The 25,898-nt window shown below is 37.8% G+C and carries 27 protein-coding genes, 1 tRNA gene and 4 pseudogenes; 20 read left to right on the top strand and 12 right to left on the bottom strand.

Annotation, left to right across the window (positions count from 1 at the left end; all coding sequences use genetic code 11):
• Nucleotides 1–53 precede the first annotated feature (53 nt).
• From ACFO3P_RS07915 to ACFO3P_RS07900, 4 genes are all read left to right on the top strand, one after another.
• Nucleotides 54–578, top strand: a complete 525-nt coding sequence (locus tag ACFO3P_RS07915; protein ID WP_042532089.1) for a GNAT family N-acetyltransferase — start codon at nucleotides 54–56, stop codon at nucleotides 576–578.
• Between the two features lie 195 nt (nucleotides 579–773).
• Nucleotides 774–1,181: a DUF2569 family protein gene (locus tag ACFO3P_RS07910; RefSeq protein WP_042532091.1), complete on the top strand. Its 408-nt coding sequence runs from the start codon at nucleotides 774–776 to the stop codon at nucleotides 1,179–1,181.
• A 99-nt stretch (nucleotides 1,182–1,280) separates the two neighbouring features.
• The gene (locus ACFO3P_RS07905) at nucleotides 1,281–2,201 is read left to right on the top strand and encodes a LysR family transcriptional regulator (RefSeq protein ID WP_042532093.1); all 921 of its coding nucleotides are present in this window, start codon (nucleotides 1,281–1,283) and stop codon (nucleotides 2,199–2,201) included.
• Nucleotides 2,202–2,311: 110 nt separating this feature from the next.
• Complete coding sequence (locus ACFO3P_RS07900; RefSeq protein WP_042532095.1) at nucleotides 2,312–3,448, top strand: 5-methyltetrahydropteroyltriglutamate--homocysteine S-methyltransferase; 1,137 nt, start codon at nucleotides 2,312–2,314, stop codon at nucleotides 3,446–3,448.
• A gap of 242 nt (nucleotides 3,449–3,690) precedes the next feature.
• Here ACFO3P_RS07900 and ACFO3P_RS07895 read toward each other — a convergent pair whose 3' ends face one another.
• Nucleotides 3,691–3,774, bottom strand: coding sequence for a putative holin-like toxin (locus tag ACFO3P_RS07895; RefSeq protein ID WP_226894940.1), 84 nt, complete (start codon nucleotides 3,772–3,774; stop codon nucleotides 3,691–3,693).
• 276 nt (nucleotides 3,775–4,050) lie between these two features.
• On the opposite strand from ACFO3P_RS07895, the gene ACFO3P_RS07890 reads away from it, so the two are divergent.
• Entirely contained in the window at nucleotides 4,051–5,187 is a 1,137-nt protein-coding gene (locus ACFO3P_RS07890; protein WP_289584789.1) for a 5-methyltetrahydropteroyltriglutamate--homocysteine S-methyltransferase, read from the top strand.
• Between the two features lie 154 nt (nucleotides 5,188–5,341).
• On the opposite strand, the gene ACFO3P_RS07885 is transcribed toward ACFO3P_RS07890, so the two are convergent.
• The 3 genes from ACFO3P_RS07885 to ACFO3P_RS07875 form a co-directional block, all read right to left on the bottom strand.
• Nucleotides 5,342–5,827 (bottom strand): YtxH domain-containing protein, encoded by a 486-nt coding sequence (locus tag ACFO3P_RS07885; protein ID WP_193063983.1) that lies wholly within the window; start codon nucleotides 5,825–5,827, stop codon nucleotides 5,342–5,344.
• 66 nt (nucleotides 5,828–5,893) lie between these two features.
• A complete protein-coding gene (locus ACFO3P_RS07880) occupies nucleotides 5,894–6,091 on the bottom strand; it encodes a DUF2188 domain-containing protein (protein WP_042532101.1) in 198 nt (65 codons plus the stop codon).
• Between the two features lie 214 nt (nucleotides 6,092–6,305).
• On the bottom strand, nucleotides 6,306–6,602 hold the full coding sequence (locus ACFO3P_RS07875) for a TIGR04104 family putative zinc finger protein (RefSeq protein WP_042532103.1): 297 nt from the start codon (nucleotides 6,600–6,602) through the stop codon (nucleotides 6,306–6,308).
• A 188-nt stretch (nucleotides 6,603–6,790) separates the two neighbouring features.
• Here ACFO3P_RS07875 and ACFO3P_RS07870 point away from each other — a divergent pair, with 188 nt between their 5' ends.
• The 3 genes from ACFO3P_RS07870 to ACFO3P_RS07860 all read left to right on the top strand — a co-directional run bounded on the left by ACFO3P_RS07870 (nucleotide 6,791) and on the right by ACFO3P_RS07860 (nucleotide 9,627).
• A complete protein-coding gene (locus tag ACFO3P_RS07870) occupies nucleotides 6,791–8,212 on the top strand; it encodes an MDR family MFS transporter (protein WP_042532105.1) in 1,422 nt (473 codons plus the stop codon).
• A gap of 65 nt (nucleotides 8,213–8,277) precedes the next feature.
• Nucleotides 8,278–9,189 (top strand): phosphotransferase family protein, encoded by a 912-nt coding sequence (locus ACFO3P_RS07865; protein WP_212928609.1) that lies wholly within the window; start codon nucleotides 8,278–8,280, stop codon nucleotides 9,187–9,189.
• Nucleotides 9,190–9,204: 15 nt separating this feature from the next.
• Entirely contained in the window at nucleotides 9,205–9,627 is a 423-nt protein-coding gene (locus tag ACFO3P_RS07860) for an NUDIX hydrolase (RefSeq protein ID WP_256705728.1), read from the top strand.
• Nucleotides 9,628–9,776: 149 nt separating this feature from the next.
• On the opposite strand, the gene ACFO3P_RS07855 is transcribed toward ACFO3P_RS07860, so the two are convergent.
• Nucleotides 9,777–10,694, bottom strand: a complete 918-nt coding sequence (locus ACFO3P_RS07855) for an AEC family transporter (RefSeq protein WP_193063980.1) — start codon at nucleotides 10,692–10,694, stop codon at nucleotides 9,777–9,779.
• A 341-nt stretch (nucleotides 10,695–11,035) separates the two neighbouring features.
• On the opposite strand from ACFO3P_RS07855, the pseudogene tnpB reads away from it, so the two are divergent.
• The 3 genes and pseudogenes from tnpB to ACFO3P_RS07845 form a co-directional block, all read left to right on the top strand.
• A pseudogene (tnpB, locus tag ACFO3P_RS07850) lies at nucleotides 11,036–12,001 on the top strand (IS200/IS605 family element RNA-guided endonuclease TnpB); the annotation flags it as partial.
• Nucleotides 11,975–12,204, top strand: a pseudogene (locus ACFO3P_RS22865) (zinc ribbon domain-containing protein). The pseudogenes tnpB and ACFO3P_RS22865, both read left to right, overlap by 27 nt.
• Nucleotides 12,205–12,272: 68 nt before the next feature.
• A complete protein-coding gene (locus ACFO3P_RS07845) occupies nucleotides 12,273–13,004 on the top strand; it encodes a TolB family protein (protein ID WP_193063979.1) in 732 nt (243 codons plus the stop codon).
• Nucleotides 13,005–13,149: 145 nt separating this feature from the next.
• Here the strand turns inward: ACFO3P_RS07845 and ACFO3P_RS07840 are convergent, their stop codons facing one another.
• The 3 genes from ACFO3P_RS07840 to ACFO3P_RS07830 all read right to left on the bottom strand — a co-directional run bounded on the left by ACFO3P_RS07840 (nucleotide 13,150) and on the right by ACFO3P_RS07830 (nucleotide 16,077).
• A complete protein-coding gene (locus ACFO3P_RS07840) occupies nucleotides 13,150–14,091 on the bottom strand; it encodes an FAD:protein FMN transferase (protein WP_212928611.1) in 942 nt (313 codons plus the stop codon).
• A gap of 171 nt (nucleotides 14,092–14,262) precedes the next feature.
• The gene (locus ACFO3P_RS07835) at nucleotides 14,263–15,450 is read right to left on the bottom strand and encodes an NAD(P)H-dependent oxidoreductase (protein ID WP_212928612.1); all 1,188 of its coding nucleotides are present in this window, start codon (nucleotides 15,448–15,450) and stop codon (nucleotides 14,263–14,265) included.
• Between the two features lie 18 nt (nucleotides 15,451–15,468).
• Nucleotides 15,469–16,077: an NADPH-dependent FMN reductase gene (locus ACFO3P_RS07830; protein ID WP_042532119.1), complete on the bottom strand. Its 609-nt coding sequence runs from the start codon at nucleotides 16,075–16,077 to the stop codon at nucleotides 15,469–15,471.
• Nucleotides 16,078–16,575: 498 nt separating this feature from the next.
• Between ACFO3P_RS07830 and ACFO3P_RS07825 the strand changes: the two genes are divergently transcribed.
• The 5 genes and pseudogenes from ACFO3P_RS07825 to ACFO3P_RS07805 form a co-directional block, all read left to right on the top strand.
• A complete protein-coding gene (locus ACFO3P_RS07825) occupies nucleotides 16,576–17,166 on the top strand; it encodes a GNAT family N-acetyltransferase (protein WP_379542340.1) in 591 nt (196 codons plus the stop codon).
• 77 nt (nucleotides 17,167–17,243) lie between these two features.
• Nucleotides 17,244–17,714, top strand: coding sequence for a peptide-methionine (S)-S-oxide reductase (locus ACFO3P_RS07820; protein ID WP_212928613.1), 471 nt, complete (start codon nucleotides 17,244–17,246; stop codon nucleotides 17,712–17,714).
• 109 nt (nucleotides 17,715–17,823) lie between these two features.
• A complete protein-coding gene (locus ACFO3P_RS07815) occupies nucleotides 17,824–18,462 on the top strand; it encodes an HAD family hydrolase (RefSeq protein WP_042532123.1) in 639 nt (212 codons plus the stop codon).
• Nucleotides 18,463–18,535: 73 nt separating this feature from the next.
• Nucleotides 18,536–18,712, top strand: coding sequence for a DUF6440 family protein (locus tag ACFO3P_RS07810; RefSeq protein WP_212928614.1), 177 nt, complete (start codon nucleotides 18,536–18,538; stop codon nucleotides 18,710–18,712).
• A 3-nt stretch (nucleotides 18,713–18,715) separates the two neighbouring features.
• A pseudogene (locus ACFO3P_RS07805) lies at nucleotides 18,716–18,844 on the top strand (peptide-methionine (S)-S-oxide reductase); the annotation flags it as partial.
• A 222-nt stretch (nucleotides 18,845–19,066) separates the two neighbouring features.
• Here ACFO3P_RS07805 and ACFO3P_RS07800 read toward each other — a convergent pair.
• Nucleotides 19,067–19,852, bottom strand: coding sequence for a sulfite exporter TauE/SafE family protein (locus ACFO3P_RS07800; RefSeq protein WP_193063974.1), 786 nt, complete (start codon nucleotides 19,850–19,852; stop codon nucleotides 19,067–19,069).
• Between the two features lie 437 nt (nucleotides 19,853–20,289).
• Here ACFO3P_RS07800 and ACFO3P_RS07795 point away from each other — a divergent pair, with 437 nt between their 5' ends.
• Together ACFO3P_RS07795 and ACFO3P_RS07790 are read left to right on the top strand one after the other, a co-directional pair.
• Nucleotides 20,290–20,961, top strand: a complete 672-nt coding sequence (locus ACFO3P_RS07795) for a hypothetical protein (protein ID WP_042532127.1) — start codon at nucleotides 20,290–20,292, stop codon at nucleotides 20,959–20,961.
• Nucleotides 20,962–21,374: 413 nt separating this feature from the next.
• On the top strand, nucleotides 21,375–21,551 hold the full coding sequence (locus tag ACFO3P_RS07790; RefSeq protein WP_175297036.1) for a hypothetical protein: 177 nt from the start codon (nucleotides 21,375–21,377) through the stop codon (nucleotides 21,549–21,551).
• Between the two features lie 494 nt (nucleotides 21,552–22,045).
• On the opposite strand, the pseudogene ACFO3P_RS07785 reads toward ACFO3P_RS07790, so the two are convergent.
• Nucleotides 22,046–22,381 (bottom strand): annotated as a pseudogene (locus tag ACFO3P_RS07785) (transposase); the annotation flags it as partial.
• Between the two features lie 265 nt (nucleotides 22,382–22,646).
• On the bottom strand, nucleotides 22,647–23,402 hold the full coding sequence (locus ACFO3P_RS07780) for an SDR family NAD(P)-dependent oxidoreductase (RefSeq protein WP_212928615.1): 756 nt from the start codon (nucleotides 23,400–23,402) through the stop codon (nucleotides 22,647–22,649).
• A gap of 360 nt (nucleotides 23,403–23,762) precedes the next feature.
• Between ACFO3P_RS07780 and ACFO3P_RS07775 the strand changes: the two genes are divergently transcribed.
• Nucleotides 23,763–24,308: an HAD-IIIA family hydrolase gene (locus ACFO3P_RS07775; protein ID WP_212928616.1), complete on the top strand. Its 546-nt coding sequence runs from the start codon at nucleotides 23,763–23,765 to the stop codon at nucleotides 24,306–24,308.
• A 775-nt stretch (nucleotides 24,309–25,083) separates the two neighbouring features.
• Here the strand turns inward: ACFO3P_RS07775 and ACFO3P_RS07770 are convergent.
• Nucleotides 25,084–25,154, bottom strand: a tRNA-Ala gene (locus tag ACFO3P_RS07770).
• A gap of 256 nt (nucleotides 25,155–25,410) precedes the next feature.
• Here ACFO3P_RS07770 and hepT point away from each other — a divergent pair.
• Complete coding sequence (gene hepT, locus ACFO3P_RS07765) at nucleotides 25,411–25,836, top strand: type VII toxin-antitoxin system HepT family RNase toxin (protein WP_042532135.1); 426 nt, start codon at nucleotides 25,411–25,413, stop codon at nucleotides 25,834–25,836.
• Nucleotides 25,837–25,898: the final 62 nt, after the last annotated feature.

Genomic DNA, 25,898 nt, shown 5'->3' with positions numbered 1-25,898 from the left:
ACGCTTAGAAAGCCATCGAAGAAAATGTAAAAATAATAAAAGCAGGTGCTGTCATGAACATGGAAATGAGAAATGGAACGCTCGAGGATGTTGAAGGTATGATGCAAATAATTAACCGTGCCAGAAATAAACTGGCTGCATCTGGATCACCACAGTGGTCTGATGAAGATACGCCGAAAGAGGAAGACATAAGAAGGGAGGTAGAAAAAGGAAATAATTATCTATTTACGATAAATGAGCAGATTATCGGTACAGCAATCATAACGAATGAAGAAGAGCCGGCTTATTCCTCCATAAGATATGGGGATTGGGATACATCACAGGAGGATAACTATGCGACCATTCATAAATTCGCTATTAACCCTGACATTAACGGGAAGGGCTACGGAAAAATGTTTATGAAGCTGCTGCTGTTTATGTGTGAAGAAAAGGGTATCAAGGAAATCCGGATCGATACACATCCAAAAAATCGGGCAATGCAGCATGTTATTCTGTCTGCGGGGTTTAAGTTCAAGGGAATCATCCAGCTTCCTTTTGAGAATGGAGAGAGGTATGCGTACCAATTATTTTTAACGTGATATAAATCGATATTTTTATAGAGAAGAACCATCCGTAAAACTCTCCCTGAGTGAAGTTTCGTTTTATAGAAAACACATACCAAAGGAAGGATGGATAAGAAAATCTAAAAAGAGTTGAGCAGTCTAATACACAGTTGAAGGAATATCCTGAATTTGCTATATTTATTTTAATTGAGCAAAGAAGGGGACGTAGCAGTGGAAGAAAAAAAGGAAGAACATCAGTCAGCATTTCAAACTGATTCTCGTTATGCAATCGTTGCAGGATGGCTTATTATTCCGGCAATTATGATTTTGTTCAGTATCATTTCGGTAGTATTACTTGTCATCGCTATCAATCCTGCTTCTTTAGGGACTTACAGTTTAGTTGTATACATAACAAGCATCATTCTGTTTTTCTTTTATCTATTTATCATTTATACATGGATCAAAAGGAAACAAATATTACCAAAGCTAATGATAACAGCTTATAGTATCAATATTTTATCGAACATACCTGCTATATTTGTAGAAGGAGAAATGCCCGGGGGCGCTATCTTAATTAACCTTATTTGGATTGGCTATTTTATCAGATCTAAACGAGTCAAGGCAACGTTTACCCAATGATGTGATTCTAGCAGCAAAGTGTGCATAGAATGTCCGCGTTGCTGCTAGGATGTTGTGGTTTAGTAAACGGAAAAATTAAACCAGAGGAAGGAGAAAGAAATGACCTTACAGCAATTAAAATATGTGATTGAAGTAGCCAGAAGCCGTTCGATTTCCAAAGCAGCCCAAGCTTTATTTATCAGTCAGCCGAGCTTATCCAATGCGTTAAAGGAATTGGAAAAGGAAATCGGCGTCAAAATATTCTCGCGTACAAACAAAGGAATCCACGTGACCAAAGAAGGGTCTGAGTTTTTAGGCTATGCCAGACAGGTTTTAGAACAGGCGGAATTGCTGGAAAACCGTTATTCTAACAATGCAGCGCCGCAGCATCATTTTGCTGTATCTGCGCAGCACTATGCTTTTGCGGTTAGTGCCTTTGTACGCCTGTTAAAAGATTATGACCGGGACGAATATGATTTTACATTTCGGGAAACAAGGACGTATGAAATTATCGAGGATGTTAAAAATTTAAACAGTGAAATCGGGATTATGTATATCAACGATTTTAATGAGCAGATTATCCGTAAATTTTTAAGAGAAGGAAATTTAGCCTTTCACCGTTTATTTGAGGCAACACCCCATGTGTTTATCAGCGGGGATAATCCATTGGCGAAGAAAGCGTATGTGACGCTGGAGGATTTGGAGCCGTATCCTTATTTGCTGTATGAGCAAGGGGATTATAATTCATTTTATTTTTCAGAGGAGATTTTAAGCACGCTGACCCGACCGAAAAATATTCATGTCCGCGACCGGGCAACGATGTTTAATCTGCTGATTGGCCTGAATGGTTATACGATATCGACGGGAGTTATCAGTCAGAGGCTGAATGGAGATAATATTATTGCGGTTCCGTTGAAGGTTGATGAAGTCATTCATGTTGGCTATATCGTTCATAAAGATATTGAGCTCAGCCCAATGGCGCAAACCTATATTGCCTATTTACAGTCCAGTATTGAAGAAGAAAGACAAAGTTTGCCGTAGCCCTTGATATAGTTAAAAGCTATATTGAACGATAGATTTTAGGTGTTATCTGATATCGGGATCTCTGTGATAGACTAATCTCAACCAATGAAACGAAGGAGAGATTCGTAATGACAGTAGCGAGCAAAGAGGGCGTACGTGCAGAAACACCATTCCGATTTGATAATGTGGGAAGCTTCCTGAGACCGGGAAAATTAAAGGAAGCCCGTGAAGCTTTTGCAAAGGGAAGCATCTCGGCACAGGATCTAAAAGCTGTGGAAGATGAAGCAATCAAGGATTTAATTCAGAAGCAGAAAGAAGTCGGCTTAAAAGCAATTACAGATGGAGAATTCCGCCGTTCCTGGTGGCATCTTGATTTTATGTGGGGACTTCAAGGGGTGAAGAAGCAAGAGCTTAATCAAGGATATCAATTTAAAGGTGAAGAAACGCGTGCGGAAACAGCTCGTTTAACTGGTAAAATTAGCGGAGAAAACCATCCGTTTGTTGAGCATTTCCAATTTATACAGCAATTTGCTGATGAGGAAGTCGTGGCAAGACAAACGATTCCCGCTCCAGCGCAATTTTTATCTGAATCCCAGCGTCCGGATAATGCAGAAACGACGAAAAGTATCTATCCAGACCTGAATGAATTCGTGGAGGATATAGCTGCAGCTTATCGAAAGGTTATTGAGGATTTATATGCAGCGGGCTGCCGGAATCTGCAGCTGGATGATTGTACGTGGGGAAGGCTTGTCGGTAAAAACCACTGGACCAGCTGTGAAGATGATTCGAATATAGAAGAAATCGGTTCATTATACGTAGTCTTAAATAATAAAGTCATTGAAAATCAACCAGAAGATTTAATCATTACCACCCACGTATGCCGAGGAAATTACCATTCTAAATGGTTTTCATCCGGGGCCTATGATGCCATTGCCAAACATTTATTTGGCAGAGAAAAAGTAAAAGCATATTACTTAGAATTTGATACCGAACGTGCCGGCGGATTTGAGTCTCTCGTTAACGTTAGTGACGATAAGCTTATCGTATTGGGATTATTCTCTTCTAAGTTTCCGGAGCTGGAGGATAAAGCCCAAATCAAGAAACGCATTGAAGAAGCTTCGAAATATGTGCCGCTTGAGCGTTTATGTGTCAGTCCGCAATGCGGTTTTGCTTCAACAGAAGAAGGAAATATTCTGACGGAAGAGCAGCAATGGGATAAATTACGTTTAATAAGGGAAGTTGCTGAGGAAGTTTGGGGGAAATAAAAGAAGAACTAGTGCACAGGCTGGAGTTTCCAGTCTGTCTCTGTTCGGAGATGCAGTGTTCACGAGTTATTTGAAAGAACTTTTAAAAATCAAAAAAATAGGGTATAATAAGTATAGAAGTAAATATAATAGAAGTACCGTCCGTGGTGTCACACGAACGGTAAGTCAATAGCAAGGCTCCCTTTTAAGGGTCAGCATGTTAAGGGAAATAATCCACCTTGGTCGCTAAACTCAAGGGTGGATTATTTTTTGTGATTAAATGACAGCACCGCAATAATTAAGGAAGCAAAAGCTATTGCTAGCATTAAACTTTCAAAAACTGTCATACAGCACCACCCCCTTTCGATAGGGAATGAGCTGACCACCCTCGAAGAAACCGTATACTATTGTTTTATTATTATAACATAGAATTAATTTAATAGGTGTTATTTATAGAATGTAGGTTCGTATTTGCTGCTGCTATCAAACTACTGTGGAATACTTTCTATTAGCACTTTGATATAGGAAAAAACTATAACAAACGATAGATTTTAGGTGTTATCTGATAGTAAGCTTTCTGTGATAGACTAATTTCAACCAATGAAACGAAGGAGAGATTCGTAATGACAGTAGCGAGTAAACATGGCGTACGTGCAAAAACACCATTCCGATTTGATAATGTGGGGAGCTTCCTAAGACCGGAAAAACTAAAGGAAGCCCGTGAAGCTTTTGCAAAGGGAAGCATCTCGGCACAGGATCTAAAAGCTGTAGAAGATGAAGCAATCAAGGATTTAATTCAGAAGCAGAAAGAAGTCGGCTTAAAAGCAATTACAGACGGAGAATTTCGCCGTTCCTGGTGGCATCTTGACTTTATGTGGGGACTGCAGGGGGTAGAGAAGCAGGATATTAAAAAGGGCTACCAATTTCAAGGCGAAGAAACACGTGCGGAAACAGCCCGTTTAACTGGGAAAATCAGCGGAGAAAATCATCCGTTTGTTGAGCATTTCCAATTTATACAGCAATTTGCCGATGAGGAAGTCGTGGCAAGACAGACCATTCCTGCTCCGGCACAATTTTTAGCAGAGCTGCAACGCCCGGAAAATGTAGAAATAACCAATCAGCTTTATCCGAATCAGAATGAATTGGCAGAAGATATTGCAGCTGCATACCGTACCATTATCCAAGATTTATATGAAGCAGGGTGCAGAAACTTACAAGTAGATGACTGCACATGGGGAATGCTTGTTGATGAAAATTATTGGGCAAGCCGTCATGATGGAGCAAATGTAGAAGATATCGGAACACTTTATGTGAGTTTAAATAATAAAGCGATTGAAAACCATCCGGAGGATCTAATCATTACAACACATGTGTGTCGCGGAAACTATCATTCTACATGGGCTTCATCAGGTGCTTATGACACCATTGCTAAAATTCTATTTGCGCAAGAAAAAGTAAAAGCATATTATTTAGAGTTTGATACCGAACGTGCCGGCGGATTTGAATCTCTCGTTAATGTTAGTGACGATAAGCTTGTCGTATTGGGATTATTCTCTTCCAAGCTTCCAGAGCTGGAGGATAAAGCACAAATCAAGGAGCGTATTGAAGAAGCTTCGAAATATGTGCCGATTGAGCGTTTATGTGTCAGTCCACAATGCGGTTTTGCTTCAACAGAAGAAGGAAATATTCTGACGGAAGAGCAGCAATGGGCTAAATTACGTTTAGTAAGGGAAGTTGCTGAGGAAGTTTGGGGAAAATAAATATGTTTGGAGGCAGGCTGAGGGAATCCAGCCTATCTTCAAACAAAGTAATGTTTCCTCATCTACACATTTTTTCTGATTAACCAATTTTTAATAAAAGCATCCATCTAACGTAAATGTAGAAAAGGAAGCGCTGCTCCGAGCGCTTCCTTTTCTACATTTTGTTAATGGGTTCGTCTAATACATGATGATCAGTATTGTTTGAGGAACTATTCGATTTACTATCTTTCTTCATCTTTTTTCCTGTTTTCACTGCAGTGTTTTTTGCTTCATCAATGTTGGATTTGGCATCTTTTATCCCTTCTTGTACATCTTTTGCGTGGTCGCCAAGCTCTTTTGTATCTTCAACAATATTTTTAGCTGTTTCTTTTATTTCCTGGCCTTCATTAGCCCAAACGTTTTGTACTTTCTCCAGTGCTTGCTGTGCACTTGATAGTGTTTGTTTCGCATTTTCTATTAAATATTGTTTTGTACCATTTGGATCATCTTTAATTTTTTGAGTATATGACACAACAGAATCTTTCGCATTCATGGAAGTATCTTTTACTTTACTTTTTGTTTTCGGGTTCAGCAGGATGAAGGAGATACCAGCTATTGCTCCAGCTCCTACTAGTAATCCAAACTTGTTGTTTTTTTCCATTGTCTACCTCTCCTTTCTTTATCGATTTAATAAACTTGTTGCTTTACGGTCAAAACATAAAAAATCCTAGAATCGTTTTTCTTCTTGGATGTTGTCGTCCTTGTCTCTGATTTCCACCTTGCTTGGTGTATTCTCTTTCGCCATTTGCTCTGCAGCAGAAAGCGCATCATCTTTTGAACCATATACTTCTTCAGGTGCGACATCTTCCAGTTTTACATACCAGCTTGTTTCATTTGCATCCGGTACGACACTAAATGTTTTCATCTTGCCCAACTCCTTTATTACGATCTTATGGGAGGTTTACCCTCAGTTGGAGTAAGTAAAACATGCTATACGGAGAAATTTCATCATTTCTTCCTGTGAAGGATACTATGGTGGAATTGAAATATTGATATGGAAGCATGGATGGGCAGACGTCTGGTCGATTCTAATAGTGATTTCATTTTCTTCAGCTTGAAATGTCGTAATGTGTATAAAGTCAAAAGAAAAATTCCTCTGTACTTGTCAGTTTTAATACAGCAGGGAAAAGGCTAAGAACAATAATGCTTCCTAAAATCAGCCAGCTGAAAATAAACCAAAAAGGTACATTAAAAAAGTTTAGAAGAAGGGCAGCTAAAGGAATAATCATTAAAAAGGAAAACTGTATTCTTGATTTGTTAGTGGCATATTGCTTTTCCTCACAATAAGGGCAACTATATGCGGTATCTAAGGTAGTGGTTACTTTCATGGTTTGTTTCCACGTCCATTTTCGGTGACAGTGCTGGCACGTTGGCATTAACATTACTCCTCTCAGCAGGTAATATATATAAATTGTAACATATGGAAAAATGACTTTTCATTTCTTAACAAAAAGGATAAGAAAAAAAGCTAGCATCTTTTTCGCTTTTCCTTTAATCTATAGTAAGCTGTTTATTATTTCGAGAATCAAAATACAAATTTAACTGCAAGAAGGGATACAGATAGATGAATCAAATACATCGACCGACCGTTGTGGCGCTTTTGCTGGCAGGGTCTTTTATTTCTATTTTAAATCAGACATTGATGATTACAGCGATACCGCCAATTATCAATGAAATGGGTGTGACACCGAACAGTGCACAGTGGCTGACTACGGTATTTATGCTGGTAAATGGGATCATGATCCCCGTCAGTGCTTTTTTAATTGAACGTTTTACAACGAGGCAGCTCTTTTTGACGGCAATGAGTGTGTTTGCTGTGGGAACATTAATTGGAGGACTAGCGCCGAATTTTGAATTTTTAATTATGTCCAGAGTCATTCAATCCATTGGCGCCGGTGTGATGCTGCCATTAATGACAACTGTGTTTTTATTGATTTTCCCGATTAATAAAAGGGGATCCGTGATGGGATTGATTGGTTTGGTGATTTCCTTTGCACCGGCAATTGGACCTGTTATTTCAGGGTGGGTGACAGAGCATTATTCCTGGCGTGTACTGTTTTATATTATTTTACCAATCGCTATTATTGATATTATTATTGCTTTCTTTGCCTTACGTAATGTAACGGAAGTGAAGAAGACCAAGTTTGATGTCTTTTCTGTAATTCTATCGTCCTTTGGATTTGGCGGAATTCTTTATGGGGTAACCAATGCCGGAAACTTTGGCTGGGCAGCACCGATTACACTGGTAACTTTAGCTATCGGTATTCTTTCTCTGATTCTATTTATTTTGCGCCAGTTAAAACTGAAATATCCAATGCTTGAATTTAGAGTGTTTAAGTATGCTATCTTCCCATTCAGTGTCTTTATTGGTTCAATTACGTTTATGGGACTGATTGGATCAGAGACCTTGATTCCGCTGTATATGCAAAATATGCGGGACTTCACTGCATTTGAAGCTGGGCTGTCGATGCTCCCGGGTGCTTTGATTACAGGTATTATGGGACCGATTATCGGCAGGATTTTTGACCGGGTTGGCGGGAAATGGATCGTGCTGCCGGGACTTATTATTGTGACGTTAGCGACCGTTCCATTTATGTTCCTTCATGTTGAAACGACCTTTACCTTTGTAATTGTAATGTACGCTGTACGTATGTTTGGATTTGCACTGATTATGATGCCGATTCAGACAGCGGCATTAAACCAGCTGCCAAGAGAGCTTATTCCGCACGGTGCTGCATTAGACGGTACGATGCGTATGGTGGCAGCTTCTGTGGGTACTGCGATCCTTGTAACGATTATGACATCTGCAGCTACGATGACAGAAGGCAGTGAAAACATTGTCCGTCCGGATATTTTCGGGGTGAATGTAGCCTTTGGCGTGATTGCTGTGCTGTCTTTATGTACGTTAATTGCTTATTTCTTTATCAAATTCGATCCATCTCCTGTTGAACAGGCGAAGATGGACAGAGAAAATAATGTATCATGATTAATAAAAATCCTCGTTTGCTTTTGGAAGTAGCGGGGATTTTTTAATAGAAAAGGAGAGATTCCATGGTTCAACTTCCTGAAAGATTAAAGAACTGGATTGTTTCTCACTTTCCAAAGGAAACAGCTATTCAGCATATTTATTCATTGAAAGGAAGCACCACAGCTGCGATGTATGCAATAAACCTTAAATTGCCGACTGGTGAAATGAAAGAACTGGTATTACGGCAATACGAAAAGAGCCAGTTTACAGCAAAAGAAATCAAACAAGAAGCAGACAGCCTAAAAGCAGCAGCATCTTTATCTATTGAAACACCGCAATATATTGCAGCTGATCCAGAAGGAGAAATAATTGGCAAACCGCTTCTCTTAATGAGCAAAATGGAAGGCAAGGTAGATATATTGCCGGCGAATCAAGCTGCATGGTTGAATCAGCTTGCAGAAGCATTAGCTCAGATACACCACAATACAATAAATCATTTTCCCTGGAAGCATAAGCGTTATCAAAAAGCAGATGAAATTGAAATTCCGATCTGGTCAAGGAAGCTTGAAGTATGGGAGGCTTTAAAAAAGGTTGTGTTGCGTCCAGAACCGAGCTATACACCGGTGTTTATTCATCGCGATTTTCACCCGGCCAATGTACTTTGGAAGGATGCTGAGGTGAACGGTGTGGTGGATTGGGCCAATGGCTGCTTAGGTCATACTGGAGTGGATGTGGGACATTGCCGCTGGAACCTCGCCATGCTTTATGGTGTAGCAGCTGCAGATACTTTTTTGGCAGTTTATCAAGAGAAGATGGGGAGTCATTTCTCCTATGATGTTTATTGGGATATTGTTTCCTTAATGGATGTGTTAGAAGGACAGCCGGAAGTTTATCCTGGCTGGGAAGTCTTTGGGAAAACGGATATTACGGAGGAAGTAATGATAGAGAGAATGGATGAATACGCAGTTTCACTGTTAGAAAAAGCGATGGAATAGAGGAGGATAATGAAGATGGAAAGAGTAGATGTGGTCTATGCGTTGATTTTAGACGAGACAGAAGAGAAGATTTTAATGGTGCAGAATATAAAGCATGATAATTGGTCGATGCCTGGCGGGGCAGTGGAAGCTGGAGAAACATTAACTGAAGCAGTTATCCGTGAAGCGAGTGAAGAAACAGGTTTAACGATTGAAGCGGGAGACATTCTTGCTGTAAATGAAGCATTTATGGAAAGGTTCAATCACCATACCATCTTTTTTACGTTTATGGCTAGGGTTGTTGGTGGAGAAATTCTAATACAAGATACAGAAACAATTGCGGATACCGCATGGATGAGTATAGATGAAGCAGATAAATGGATGCCTTATCATAAAACGGGGATTCGAAGCCTGTTGGAAAAGGCTGTTCCTTATACGTTTCAGGGTGTGGAGAAGTAATAAGATGGAGTATGGCGATTCAATGTTGCTATGCTCTTTCTTTATTATTGTTTAGATAATAATAAAACCTTATATAGAAACTAAAAAGCCGTAACTGCTTCCATTACGGCTTCTCAAATTATCCAATATCAATGCTGTTTACATATAATTTAAAACAAAACATAAGACAAATAAATCACGACAGTTACCGTAATAATACTAAAAAGTGTTGAAAATAAAACAATTTGTGCGTGCAATTCCGGCTTGATTTGATACTCCATCGCAATCGTTGATGTATTCCTGGAAGTCGGAAAAGAGCTTGCGATAAATAAGGATTGTGCAACGACTCCATCAATATTCAGCAGGTATATAACAGCCAGTGCTAACGATGGCCCCATCACCAGTCTTCCAATCAAAGACCATGTAATGACCCGATGGAAAAAATGCAGCTTAATATTAGATAATTGTGCTCCCAGTAATAAAAGGGCAATAGCCACAAAACCATCGGCAAGCTGATCAAGCGGTATCATAATCGAATTAGGAATGGGAATGGAAAATCCTTGGAACAGCATCCCTAATAGCAGTGCGTGGAATACTGGCAATCTTAGAAAGGATTGAATAATCCCTCCGATTGATTTGGTTGCTGATAATAAATTATAAATTCCATAAGAGTATGTTAAAAGATTCTGGAAAATAAGAATAAAAACCTGAATCGAAAACCCTAAAGGATTGCTGCTGAAAACTAATTGGCTTACTGGCAAACCGTAGTTGCCAGAGTTCATTAACGAAATACTATTTTTTAGAGCTGCGCTTTCTTCTCTATCTAATTTTAATAGTTTGGCAATGATGTGACTTACAATAATCAGAATCAAACTATAAAGGATAATGTAATAGATTATTTGGAAAAATATATCCATTTCTATATTGATATGATATATATTCACAAATACAGCAGCTGGCATTAAACAATATGTAATCAGTGTAGATATCTGTTTCAGATTAAATTGAAACTTTCTCTGTAAAAGGGCACCAACCAGGGTCAATATCAATATGGGAAATATCACGTCTAATAAAATAAAAATAAACATTTCAAACCTCATTCTTAATATTTCGTCATTGGATTTTGTTATTTTCTAAATATGATCTTATCGTATCATAAAAGGAAAGATAAGGAAAATATCAAAAAGTTATCCAATTAAATAAGTAATACTTATATGAACAGAAGATTAATTGGTTTTATCACGGAAAACTGTCCGTCAAACTCCTTCTTCAAGCACGCGGAGGGTATAATCTAAGCGGTAAGGGGGAGAAGAATCGTCTGCCGACAAGCGAATGCTTTTTGGTGTATAAATTGTTTGAAAACTAAACAGAACAAATGTTCCTAATTGAGTCTTCTTCTGATATAATAGACAGGAGGAGGTAAGAAGCTATGAAAATAACAAAAGCATTTCGTTTTCGTATCTATCCGAATAAAAACCAAATCACTTTCATCCATAAGACAATCGGCTGCTCCCGCTTTGTTTACAACTATTTTACAGGAAAACAAAAAGAAAAAAACCACTATTGGCATACGGTGAATGAAATGGTACAAAACGGACAGCTTTTTCAAAATAATTGGAAGGGCGAATTTTTCAATAAAAATAAGGCAATCAAAGCGGTTCCAGAATTGAAGAAAACGTATCCCTTCCTCAAAGAAGTTGATAGCATCGCCCTTCAAAAAGCCGTTGAAAACGTGAACGATTCCTATACACGTTATTATAAGAAGCAGAATAAGGCACCTCGTTTTAAATCAAAAAAGAATCCTGTTCAGTCGTATACAACCAAACATGTCAATGGAAACATTGCTGTATTGGATAAACATATCAAACTGCCTAAGCTCGGATTGGTTCGTTTTGCCAAAAGTCGGGAAGTGGAAGGGCGTATTATCAATGCAACGATTCGGCGCAACCCATCAGGAAAATACTTTGTTTCGATTGTGGCGGAAACGGATGTTAAGCACTATGAAAAAACAGGTTCCTCTGTAGGCATCGATGTCGGATTAACCGATTTCGCAACCCTTTCCGATGGGACGGTGTATGAAAATCCAAGATTTTTCCGGACATTAGAAGAGAAATTGGCAAAAGCGCAAGTGATTCTGTCCAGAAGACAGGTAGGCTCGGCGAATTGGCAGAAACAAAAACGAAAAGTAGCCCGGCTTCACGAAAAAATTGCGAATAAAAGAAAAGACATGTTAGATAAAATCTCCACCGAGATAGTCAATAACCACGATATCATCGGAATAGAAGATTTATCTGTGAAAAACATGTTAAAAAATCGCAATCTTGCAAAATCAATTAGCGATGTATCCTGGTCAGCGTTCCAAACGATGCTGGAATATAAAGCGGCCTGGTATGGAAAGCAGGTTGTTGTAGTTGCGAAAAACTATCCATCCAGCTGTGTTCCAATTGCGGACACCAAAACCCAGACGTTAAAAATCTCGATTTGCGTGCATGGACATGTGATAGCTGTCAATGCCATCATCAAAGAGATATTAACGCAAGCAGGAATCTTCGTAAGGAAGCATTACGAATAACCGCAGGGACTGCGGGGATAGCCTAATCCATAACTGACCAATGGGTTGGTGTTCTTAGGGATCTCCCACTTTAAGCAACCTTGAAGGTTGGTAAGTGGGGGTAGTTCAATTTAGTGAGTTTGACGGTGAGAAGGAACAAGTCTATTCCTACTCCTTGGAAGACAGCGCAGTAAATGAGACTCCGTCTGTTGTTCCTAAAGATACAGCGAACGCACGATCATTTAATGAACCACAGTTGTCGCCAGACGGAGAACAGCTGGCATTTACGCAGGTATCTGAGGAATCGCAAGAAATTTCTCTTTTCAAGTATGAATTATTTTTAATGGATTTAGAAACACAGGAAGTAGAGAGATTAACATATTTGAAAACAGCGGTAACCTCACCAGTATTTTTTCATGACGACAATAAAATCGCTTTTCTGGAGAATACAAACTGGTCAGCGGAACCAGCTGAATATCGATTGATGACAATAGATACAGCAACACATGATATCGAAGCAGTTGAACTGGATGCACCTCAATCAGAAGAAGATAATCGATTAATACAAATGCTGGATCGTGCGGTAAACAGCTTAACGGTTGCCATTCTGTATATATTACTGATGAGTCTGCTGAGTGTTTACCTTCTGCATTATGCTGGTAAAGCCTATCTGCCTTCTATCATTAGTTTTTCGCTTGGCATCCTGACATTTGCTGCGAGTTTTGTGGTAGCCGCAGCAGCTAATGCTTGGTATGGCATGGGGCTTGGGATGCTGGCCGCAGGAATCTTCGGCTGTTCTATTATTATCTTATTGTTTATATTTATTTATAAGCGTTTTGTAAAATAGATGGGTTGCAATCTTTTGGCAGATAAAAGCCACGCTAGCTTATTTTAAAATTGGAATAAGCTAGCGTGGTTTCGTATTTGCATGAAGGTTGAGCTGATGTATCTGGTCGAGAGAACTTAACAGGTTCCTTACTCGATCAAAAATATTAGGAAACAGCTTCACTAATATACGGCTTAAGAGATTCGGTATAACACATCTCCCCATCCATTGTAACAACAATGCCTTCTATATCCTCTAACGCATCCAGCGCATCAATAATTTGGCGGGGAGACTTTCCGAATAAACGGCTTGTCCATATTTCACCATCGACTGATTTTTTGGATACAATGGTTAATCCGGCAATTTCTGATTCAATCGGATAGCCAGTGCGAGGGTCCAAAATATGGTGGTATGTCTGGTTATCCTTCGTGAAATTTCTTTCGTAAATGCCAGAGGTAACCACAGATTGGTTTAGAGCGTTTAACACAGCGATATACTTCCCGCGCGGCAGGAGCGGGTGTTGAATGCCGATGCGCCAATAGCCATCCGCTTGATTTGGGGAATTTCCATGAGTGATGACATTTCCACCTAAATTAATCAGGGCTTCCGATACGTCCATCGATTCCAAATCCTGAATCAGAAGGTCGGCAATAAATCCTTTTGCCAGGGCGCCTAAATCAATAAACATCCCCGTGTGTTTTAAAAATACGGTTTGTTCTTCCTCATCAAGAATAATGTCTTCAGCGTTTATTTTGTTGAGCAAGGATGCAATGGTTTTTGGCGAGGGAACATTCGCATCTTCAAATCCAATGCGCCAAGCTTGAACAAGAGGGCCGATGGTAATGTTTAACGCACTGTCTGCCGGAGTGCTGTGTTTCTTTCCGATTTTGATCAATTGGTACAAGCTCGGATTAACCTTTACCGGTTTTATCCCTGCATTTTGGTTTACTTCCATCAGCTCTGAGCTTGCATCGTGCGCACTAAAACGTTTCTCGTATTCTGTTAATCGAAGAATCAATTCATCCAAAATAAAATCTGCATAGTCATGCTGAACAGATAATTGGATAATTGTCCCCATCCTATGTATTTCACGTGTTTGCATTGTCATACTTGTCACCCTTTTGCATTAAGATACGTTGAATAGACGAAAGGATACCTATCAGAAAATAGCTTCGGTTTTCATGAAGAATCATTCTGCAGCATCGTCTATAAATCAAATAAAGGTTTGAGACAGCACTTGAAAAAGAGGCCGTGTTGACCTCTTTTCCATGAACAATCTTTAGCTTTTAACCGTTGCTCCAGCTACGGTATCTACTTTTGAAGTCGCCCCGGATACCGCATCGACACCGCCTCCGGTTAATTGCTGGCCAGTTTGCTCTAAATACCAATCAATGATTGGCTGTATATCTTGGACATATTCGTTGATGCCAATATAATAATCCTCATCATCACGTACTGCCTGATAGCTGTGGACAACAAATTTATCTGGTCCATGAGTAGGAACCTGCGTCCTTACGACATCCTGTTTTCCGGTACGTAATTGCTGAATGACCCAGGAAACGCCGCTAAATACTCTTTCCGGGTGACATTCTGCTAATGGACTTCCCACTTGTTCCGGTCTGCGTCCTGCCAGCATATCTTCTTTTTCCATGTTGTGGTTATAGTATAAGAATTGGTTATTGCTATCTGCATAAGTCAATTCGGCAGGCATGGAATTCAAGAAATGATTGAGCTGATTGACTGTTAAAAGCCCGCGATTTAATTTAACATACGTATTGCCTTCCACGGCCTGTGTTGCTTCAGCAGCCTGTTCAAGCCAGTCATCGGCGGACATATCGATGCCTTCCACTGTCGTATCAATTGCTCCGGTAGCATATAAATCCTCTGTATCGGATACATCCTGCATTCCTTCAGGTGCATGGATAACCTTGACCACATTGATAAAACGGATAAATTTCTTGATACACGTTTCTAAGAATTGAGCTGTCTGCGCATCTTTCAGGTTTTCGTCTTCATCAAATGCATCATAGACTTCCCCTAATAGAAATTCATTACCTGGCATAACGATAGCATTTACTCCAGGTGCATCTAATATTTGCCGCAAATGTAACTGAGACCGTGAAGATCCCTGGACATCATAAGAAGCTCCCACAATCATCACCGGTTTTTCATCAAGCGGATGTATTTTAAACGATAACCATTCTAAGACACTCTGTAATGCGGATGGAATAGAGTGGTTATATTCCGGTGTAGCAATAATCACGCCATCTGCCTGCATAATTTTATTATTTAAATTTTGAATCACTTCACTATTGGTTTGATCATCTGATTGGTTAAACATTGGGACATCCTTAATATCCAGTACTTCCACATCAACTAATTTCTTGAAATTTTTTGCGATAAAGTTTAATAATATGCGATTATAAGAAAATTCAGCATTTGATCCTACGATTCCAACAAGTTTCATCAATATACCCCCTAGTAATTAATTGGTCTCCCACGAGAAGTTTGCTGCTTGTTTCTGGTGCGTTTCATTTGCGTTGACTAATTGATTGGTGATATCCACAAAATGTATAAAATCATTAAAAATTTGTTCAAGTTCTTCTATTTTTTGTTGGTCTTTTAACGTGCCATTATCATCAAAAGCCTGTAACGAATAACCAATCAAAAATTCAGAGCTTGGCATAATGCGTGCTTTCAATTCAGGCGCATCCAGCATTTGCCGCAAATGACTTTGTGCACGGGAAGAGCCTAATCTTCCATAGGAAGCTCCAGTAAGCATAACAGGCTTATCAATTAATGCCTGATTTGTATAAGATAACCATTCTAACGTGCTTTTTAAAATGGCTGGTACGGAATGGTTATATTCCGGTGAACTGATAATCACGCCATCTGCTTCTCTGATTTTATCCGCAAGTTTTTGTACTTCCTGAGGTGCTGTCTTGTCTTCCGGCTTATTAAAAGCAGGTAAATGTTTAATTTCGAAAATTTCAATGTCAGCTTGATCTGCAAAATGTTTTTGAATAAATTGCAGTAAAATACGATTCGTAGAATAATCCGAATTTGTTCCTAGAATACTTAGAAATTTTTTCATTTTATTGCTCCTTTCTTATTTAGAAAAAAGAATGTGAAGTATATCACAATTTAATTATAATATGTTTTAGCAAGAAATACAAGGGGATGTGAGGAAATGTTTTAAATTATAAGATTTATTTTAAAAGTGTAATAGATAGTGCTAAGATAATGTATAAAATAATATTTAGAATGGTTGTAATGGCTCGTATTATAATTTATTGAGAACGCTTTCTTTAATCCGGTCATTTTTCCGTTTATATGTAGATAGAAAACATTATAGTTTTGATATACCCTTCCTTTTTATTTTGAAACACTATGGGGGCATTTCATAAAATTAAAATCAACAGGAGCAGGATACAAGGGGAGGGAACATGAATAAAGCTTCACTTTATAATAAAAGCATTATAATTATCAATATTTATCAACTTGTGAAAAGAGGTTCTGATTGCTAAAATTAGTTCAATAGTTTGCAAGCATACTTTTTATAGAAATAAATGATATATATTTGTGTGTGTGAATGGTTGTTCTTAATTTAACGATTAAATTAGTTCTACATAAAGGCGATGTAATACAAGGAGTGAATTTGTTGCAGATTAGAAAAGCAAGTAAGAAAGATATAAAGTCCATAGCTAAAGTTTACGTTGATGGCTGGAAAACTACATATAAAGGTTTCGTACCGGGTAATTATTTGGAAAGTTTAACATACAGGAAAGCAGAGCAAAAATGGATGTCATTTTTAAGTAGTGAAAATAATCCTTTTATTTATATAGCAGTTAATGAAGATGGAAAAACAATAGGCTTTGCAGCAGGAAAAGGTTTGGATAGCGACAAATTTGACGGAGAGCTATACGCGCTTTATTTATTGCAAGAGAGTAGAGGATTAGGGACAGGAAAGCAGCTGGTTTCAGCCATTGCTAAGCATTTCACAGAACAAGGCATGAATTCGATGATGGTATGGGTGATGGAACAAAATAGATCCGGGCTTGGTTTCTACGAACGTATGGGAGCCAAGGCGTATCTTCGCAGGAAAAATGAAGTCGGAGGAATGCTGGTAGAGGATGTAGCTTATGGCTGGGAAGATGTTTCGGCATTATGCAGAGAGGGATAACACGATATCTTGTCAGGAAAAATTGCCTGATTCGATAGGTGTGAAATTCTTGGTGTTTAAACAAAAGGAGAATCAAAATGGAAGTAGTATATATTGCAGGCGGATGCCTATGGGGAGTACAAGCTTTTATAAAAACATTACCTGGAGTTACGTTTACAGAAGCGGGAAGAGCGAATGGAACAAGTTACACACTTGAGGGGGACTATGATGGGTATGCCGAGTGTGTAAAAACAGGCTTTGATCCGGAGGTTGTAACAATTAGAGAATTAATGGGATATTTTTTTGAAATCATTGATCCATACAGTTTAAATAAACAGGGGCAGGATATTGGCGAGAAATATAGAACAGGAGTATATAGTGAAAATCCGGAGCATTTAAAAGAGGCGAAAACGTTTCTTGAGAATAGAAATGATTATGACCGAATCGTGGTTGAAGTCTTGCCTCTTACCAACTATGTGAGAAGTGCAGCGGAGCATCAAGACAGGCTGGATAGATGTCCGAATGATTATTGCCATATTCCAGAAGAAATGTTAAGTAAATATAAATAAGGGAAAGGACTTAAATATGGTTTTCGGTCTCCGTTGGATGGTACGCTAAATAGGGACGAGGCGTTTTTTAGAGAACTTAGAATACAAATAGGATGATAAAGGGTGTGGAATGATGAAAGCAATTATTTTTGATTTTGACGGGACGCTTGCTGATACATTACCGGTTTGTTTCTATGCGTTTCAAGCTGTGTTTAAGGAATTTGACAATAAGGAGGTCACCTCCGATGAAGTAAAGGCGATGTTTGGTCCTTCTGAAACAGGAATCATCAAAGAAAATCTCCTGGACTCTAATCAGGATAAAGCAATTGAATTATATTATGAAAAATATAATGAAAAGCATCGAGAGCTTGTTGTTGAAAATGAGGAAATAAATGATTTGCTCCGGTTTTTAAAAAAAGAAGGATATCAATTAGGGATTGTAACAGGGAAAGCAAGAAGAAGTCTGATTATATCTTTAGATTGTCTTCAAATGAATGATTTGTTTGATGTAATCATAACAGGTGATGATGTTACGATGCCCAAGCCTCATCCAGAGGGATTAAACAAGGCATTGGTAAAGCTGCACATAAAAAACACGGAGGCTGTATTTTTAGGGGATAGCGATGCGGATATTCAGGCCGGTAAACAAGCAGACGTAAATACAATCGGAGTACAATGGCTGCCAAATTATCAAACGTTAGAATTTCGTGTTCAACCAGACCTGCTGCTAAACAACGTGAATGAATTTCTGGAATGGTTAAAAAAATGAAGAAAGGGATGATTGTTAATTAGTTTCTATTTAACAATGTGGTTATTTATTTTTAGAAGGAGGAGTGCTGAAAATGACAAACAATCGTTTTGAAGAAGTTTATTCTCAAGGGAAAATGAAGAATACGAAGATTATTCGTGATAATGAGAATGGTGTTTTGTATATGCTGCATCAAGAAGGCTATGGAGCAGGGCTGACTGTTATGGTGGATCAGGAAGGTAACCCCTTAGTGGACAAGGAATTTAATTAGAATAGAAATGATTATAATCGTATGGTGGTTGAAGTCTTGCCGCATACAAATTACGTAAGAAGCGCTGAGGAACTTCAAGAGAGATTAAGCAGGCGCCCAAATAACTATTGTCATATTCCAAAAGAAATATGAAATAAATATAAGGGTTAAACTCTGAATTTTTTCCTTACTATTTTCTGAGGAACAAAAGGCACGCTTCTCCATTCGTAATTAGAATAAGCAAGCGTGCTTTTTAAATAGATTTGGCAAAACTGGAAATGGTTTCTCTCTGAGCTGCCAAACAAAAAATAATCTAAGAGGTGTTTGAATACTATTCGCTTTTTGGTTATTCCATTTATCACGATTGGCAAACAATCAACTTATAATCATCATGATAACTACAATAAACAGAAGAACTAAATAGATTTTGGAAAAGAGTTTATCAGATAATTTTTGAGCCCAGGATCTGCCGATAGGCACTCCAATAAATCCGCCGAGGGTAAATCCAATAAGCGCAGGTATGTATATGAATCCTATCGTTGATGAAGGCATCGCATCTATCTTCAATCCTGTAACTAAATAAGCGAAAGCTCCTACGATAGCAATCGGCAGACCTAATGGAGTAGCCAAAGCTACAGCATGTATCATGCGCATCCCTCTATTTCTGAGATAAGGAATGGTCATTGTGCTTCCGCCAATACCTAATAGAGTGGAAAGAAATCCAATGCCTATCCCGATAAAAGAAGCGGAACGCTGCTTAGGCAGACGAAATGCTTGTTCTTCGATTTCTCTTGTGAACGATTTTTTTAGCATGTTCGAAATCAAGACATAAATTAATAGGCCGATAAATGCATACCTGAGAAAATCGCTCTCAATGTAGACTGCAAGCACGCCGCCTATTAAAGAACCTATTGCAATATATCCTGCTAATCGTTTAAAGACAGACCATGTCACATTGCCTTTTTTGGCATGGTTATATGTTGAATTAAATGAATTTATAATCATAACCGCTAATGATGTACCAATCGCAGTATGCATTAAATACTCGCTTGGAATGGAATCGGGTAAAAATGCAAATAAGATTGGTACGACGACGATTCCGCCTCCAAAACCAAACATGCTTGATAGCACACCAATTAAAATACCGATTAATGAAAACATTAAAAATGAAAATCCCACTAACAATCATCTCTCTTTACTTATATTCATTTGGATTATTTCTTAGATTCTATTAAATCACAAATTGAATGGTGTTACCATAAGGCATTGTGTTGTCTGACCAGTTCAAACTTCACCGGCTATTTGTGCTTTTGTATTTTTGTCCGTGTTCGATAGCGCAAGAGAAAGGATGATGAATACGTAGAAAATAACAAACTAACCACTTGTACTCTATGCAAATCAGCAATTCATGCCTGATAAAGGGGCAAGGAATCCTTCTGCACTCATCCCTCCCGATTTTTCATAATTGGAATGCCTGTGTTAATATTTAGTATTAGAGAGCAATGTTCATCCTTGCTGACACGTTATTAAACTATCAATTAACATGCGCCAATTCACTCTTTTGTAAAGCTGTATTATCGGAGAAAGGAAGTTTTTAAATGAAAAATAATACTAAATTTTTAATGGGCATGTTAGCATTTGTATTTGTTATATTGACTGCTTGTGGAAATGTAACAGAGGATTCGGATGCGGAGTCCAATCGCCTGTCATCAGATAATGATGTGATGCAAAACGAAAATGACAATTTACCTGGACAAGAAAGTACACAAGATTCATCTCCTATCGACCCAGAAACAGAAACCGATTCTTTTTCAGATTGGAAAGGAAAAAGCCAAGATGAATCAGCGGAGGAACAGAGCCAGGAAGAGCCTTTGGAAGAATATGTTCCCAATGAAGATGATGTTGTATACAAAAATAATGAGTTGAAAAATAAAGATATCCTTGAAGCGTTTATGGAGACTGCGGGAGAAAATGGACAGGATAATGAAAGTGAAATCAGAGTGGTGAAGGACGAAGGGACTCAAGGTGTACTTATATATGATTTGAAATCCGGATATGAAGAAAGTGTTGATCAGGCATGGATTATGGTTTATTCAGATTTGAGCCACTACAGAGCCTCAGATGATGAAGTGCAGGATGTTTTTAATACGAATCAGCAATGCGGATATATGTCAAAAGATGAAATAGAAGGAAAGTATAAATTACATGAATGTAGAACCCATTGGGAATACAGGTTACTTCCCACTGGAGAAGATAATGAAATGGAGTGACTGTTGCTTCATTATCTCCTCTCAACAAAAAGGCCGAAGCATGTTAGCTTCGGCCTTTTTGTTGAGAGAATGGATTGTATACTTGATGCGCACGCTTGAATTTTTTAGCTTATAATACTTCCTGTGTCTATTTATTTATGCTTCCCAAAACTCCTTGGTGAACAAAAATTGTATCTCATCCAGTAAGGTTAATTTAATGGTCTTTCAATTATCGGAGGTTATTGTTGAAGAACTTAAGCCTAATTCTTTATTTGAAATACGAAGGAGACAGGTTTTTTGAACTTTTTTTCAACTTGTTATGAGTATAATACAGGTAAATGAATTAAATAACTGATTTTTTTGATTTTTCGATACTATTATCTTGACAGCCCTAAAGATAGCATGTAGATTTTAAGTAAAGGGAGGGATGAAAGATGACCAATTATGACAAAGCAAAGAAAAAGATAGACAAAAGAAAAGAAATGCGGACTCAAGAAATCTCCGAAATGATTGACGAAGGCGGTTTAGGAGCTGATAGATATTATGATGTTATAAAAGGCTCTTCCCCGACTGAGAAAGAAATAAAATCAACGAAAAAATACCAAAAATGATAAAACGAAACTTTACTCAGTGGGAGTTTTTCGATGTACAACTCTTTACGATCGGACGAATAACCACAGTCCCACAACCCTAGAACGTCGCTAACTTAATCTGTTTCCTTCATACTCCCACTGCATTAGCCCTAAGTGATTCAGGGAGTTAGCTCACCTGAACTTCCGCCTAAATAAAGTTTCTTTTACGGACGATTCTCTGTGATAAAGAAGATTAAAAAAGAGAAAAAAAGGTCACTTACATTATAACCCCGAATTATTCATACCTGTAGATTAGAGATACAAACGAAAATTTGTAGTTTATGATTTCTATTTTAAGCGAAAAAAGCTAAAATATCGTAGGAAGCTGGAGGTAAATAGTATTCACAAGAAAAAACAACCGTTTTTGGACAGATCTATCCCTTGGTCTTCCAAGGAATAAAAAGTTTCTTTTTACAATCACTCCAACTGAAGCTATAGTAAAGAGGTATTTGAATGCAAGTCAAAGCAATTCAAAAACGAGACAAGCTTGGCTGAGAAGCAAGTGCATCTTTTCCCATGATTTGCGTAAATACCGGATGGTGCATCAGGACATCTGCTGCATCCTCTTCTGCATATCCAGCGATGATTTGATAGATTTTTTGACGAAGTAAATCTTTATTCGCATACATGTAGCAGCGCCGTTCATTGGTAAGCTGTAAATATTATTCTGCCAAGGCCGCAGAGAATCCGATTTTTTCATCCAATTCACGGAAAATCATTTCACCAGTATCAGAGGATAATTCGCCTCCATCAAGAGATAGTTTTATTTTATGATTAAAATCAAGTGTGATTTGCGGTAAAGCAGCCATTATTAGAACCCTTTCTATTGGTTATTTGCTGGTACTTTTAACCTTAATAGAAACGGGTTCTTTTTCATTTATTTGATGCAGCTTATAACTGTCACAATTACTTGGGAGGTATGAGATAACAAGCTATTTAGATTTTTTTGAATTGTTGATTGTTTTCGAGCCTTCGTAAAAATCCTGTCAACGCCATGTTCTGTAAATGACGTATGGAAGAAAGCATCTTTTGCAGGAAGATTGTATCATTTCCGAATCCCGCGACGTCTTTCTATCATAAAATAACATCAGGGGTTTCAGGCAAAATCTGTCCGCCATCTATAACAAGTGACTGACCGGTAATATATTTTGCTTCTTCTGATGCAAAGAAAGAAACTGTTGTTCCGATGTCTTCTGGGTCTCCTAATCGTTTCATTGGAACAGCTTCCGCACCTTTTTCACTTAACACGCCCAGTTCCTTTTTTAAGGTTTCAGTAGCAATCATTCCAGGTTGAACCGCATTAACCGTAACGCCATATGGTGCATACTCTAAAGCCGCATTACGCATAAATCCAAGAATCCCTGCTTTGGTTGCCCCATAGATCGAACCGCCCGGATATCCGGTAATATCACCCGTGATTGATGATGTCAGGATGACTCGGCCGTAATTTTGCTTCTTCATCGCTTCTAATACCGGTTTGGCAGTGAAGAACATTCCTTTCAAGTTAATGCTTTGAATTTTATCCCAATCGTCTTCTGTCATGTCTGCAATGGATACATCCGGGTAGATACCTGTATTCGCAGCCAGAATATCGATTCTTTCATGTTTTTTTAATATATCCTGAACAACCCGTTCCGCATTATTTTTGTCCGTCACGTCTAATTTATGAAATTCACCACTCACTTCTGCAGCCACTTTCTTCCCTGCTTCTTCATCGATGTCACAGATCATAACGGTTGCTCCAGCTTTTGCTAACGTCTTCACAATTCCTTTACCAATCCCATTTGCTCCACCGGTGACCATAGCGATTCTACGAGTTAAATCAAACATTATATCCCTGCCTTTCAGAATTCAGAATTATTTATAATTATAGATTATCAAGAAACATCGAAAAACTCCATGATTGTGCATACAATACTAGCCTATAACAAATTTGATATGGAACATAAAAACCCTTGTATTCCTAGGGTGTCAAACTAATGAGGATTACTTAACTGCTCTTCAATTGCTTTATATTTCAAATTATTTGATTCTCTTATTCACTAGCAAATAACACCCACTAATCACCAGATGCTAGGCTTACATAAATAAGTAGTTCAGTGTAAACTGAATGTACAGAATTAATTGTAAAGGATTCTTAAACGGGGGAGTATAACTGGTTATAAAATATTAAATTTAGGGGAAATGAGCATGAGACAAATAGAAGCAATCTTTTTAGATCGTGATGGAACAATTGGCGGGGATGACACAGTTCATTATCCAGGTGAATTTGAACTCTTTCCATACGTAGGGAAGGAAATCAAGAGATTAAAACAAGACAATATAAAAATTTTTTCGTTTACAAATCAACCCGGAATTTCAAATGGTTTAGCCGAAAGACAGGATTTCGTACAGGAATTAAAAGATTTTGGTTTCAATGATGTATATATATGCCCGCATAGACATGACGAAGGGTGTTCCTGCAGAAAGCCGAATACAGGTATGTTAATCGAAGCACAGCAAAAACACGAATTGACGCTTGAAAACTGTGTCGTTGTAGGAGACCGATGGAGTAATATAGTTGCCGCAGCAAAGGTGGGAAGTATTAAAATCCTTGTTAAAACTGGGGCTGGAAAGTCTTCCCTAAATGAGCATTTCGATAAATTAAATGATGTAAACATTGATTACATAGCTAATGATTTTAAAGACGCTATAAGTTGGTTGTATCGTAATTTTATTTTAAGCAATAGATTATGAAGTTTATTTCATAAAAGGGCATGATTGTTTAACAATGATAAGCAGTAAATGTGCAACCTTTTCACAAAAAGGAATCTACAAAAAAGAGCTTCCTAAAAGTTAAAATTGTATCTACTGCACATAAAGTTATCATTTCTCAACAGCGGGACTATACTTCTGTTGATATTTTTCTATAACCTTATTTATGTATTTATATATAGTATAAATCTAAGTACGATTCATTTCTATGCAATGGATGAAATCAAATTATTAATTTTTAAGGCTCTTCACCAAAATCTATGGGTGACATAGTAGCTATTAATTTCAATTTATATATTATTGGTTTAGGCGGTAAATATAATCCTGCTAGCCCAGAACCAGATAAATCCTATGGAATTTGGTTTTCAGCTATCGCCATTTTTAATGTACTTGTCATAGTATCTGCTTTTGTGCAGTTGAGGGTAAGAAAAATATGGCTTTTTTTAATAACGATAATAGGTTTAATTGTTTTTTTAATCTACTTTTTACCACAGATTGTGCTTTATTTGGAGAGTTTATTTTAAAGTGGATAATTAATAGTACTGAATCGGATTTGATTTGTAAAACAAATGGGATACCATGTAAGAATAAAGAAGTACTATCTTGTTTTTGACTTTTAAAGTTAGAGAATAAAACTTTTAATATTTTCCCATACAAATTGCTGATAAAATTAAACGTATGAATAAAGTAGTGCAGTAAAAAACACGCTTCTCATTCTGAATTAGAATAAGTAAGCGTGTTTTGGTATAACCAATGATGGAGCCTACGGGAATCGAACCCGTATTATTTGACTGCCAGTCAAACGTAATCCCATTATACCAAGGCCCCGAAATATTTTAATGAAGTATGAGAGGTTAAATACGATTGAAGTATTTACATCTGAATTATACTGCCATTGTTAAATATAAAATAGGTGGAAAATATATCAACAAATAGTATTATATACTTTTCGCAGACTTGCATCAAGTTTTTTTGTTCTATTTGCATCCTGTTTTTTAACGGGACAAATTTGTCCATTGTTTCTGAAAAAATAACATAAAGCACACCAATCCGTATTGGAGAATTTAAAGAGGAGGTTCTATGTATGGCGAATGACGTTATTTTTAATAAGATAGCTATTATGGAAAGATGCCTTATCCGCGTGAAAGAGGTTTATAATGATAATACAGAGAATTTAAAAGATTTCACAAAGCAGGACGCTATTATTCTGAATATCCAAAGGGCATGTGAAGCAGCTCTCCAGCTGGCAATGCATATTGTTTCTGATGAGAGATTAGGATTGCCGCAATCGAGTGAGGATGCTTTTGATAGATTACTGGAAGAAGATATAATTAGTCAAAGGACTGTAATCCGGTTAAGAGAAATAATAGAATTTAAAAATAGTGCAGTTCGTCATTATCCATCATCGTTGAATCTTGATAGGATGAAATCAGTTATAGAGAATCACTTAGATGAATTTACTGCTTATAAAAAAGAAATTCTAAACTATCTACATAAAAGTAACTATTAAAAATACAAGTAAATAAAGTGGTCGAGAAGAATAAGCTTTCTGTTATCAGAAGGCTTATTTAT

Origin of the sequence: Oceanobacillus aidingensis, assembly GCF_042654105.1 — a bacterium.
GTDB lineage: Bacteria > Bacillota > Bacilli > Bacillales > Amphibacillaceae > Oceanobacillus > Oceanobacillus oncorhynchi.
The sequence above is the reverse complement of the archived record's forward strand: the minus strand, read 5'-3'. Positions and strand labels throughout refer to the sequence as shown.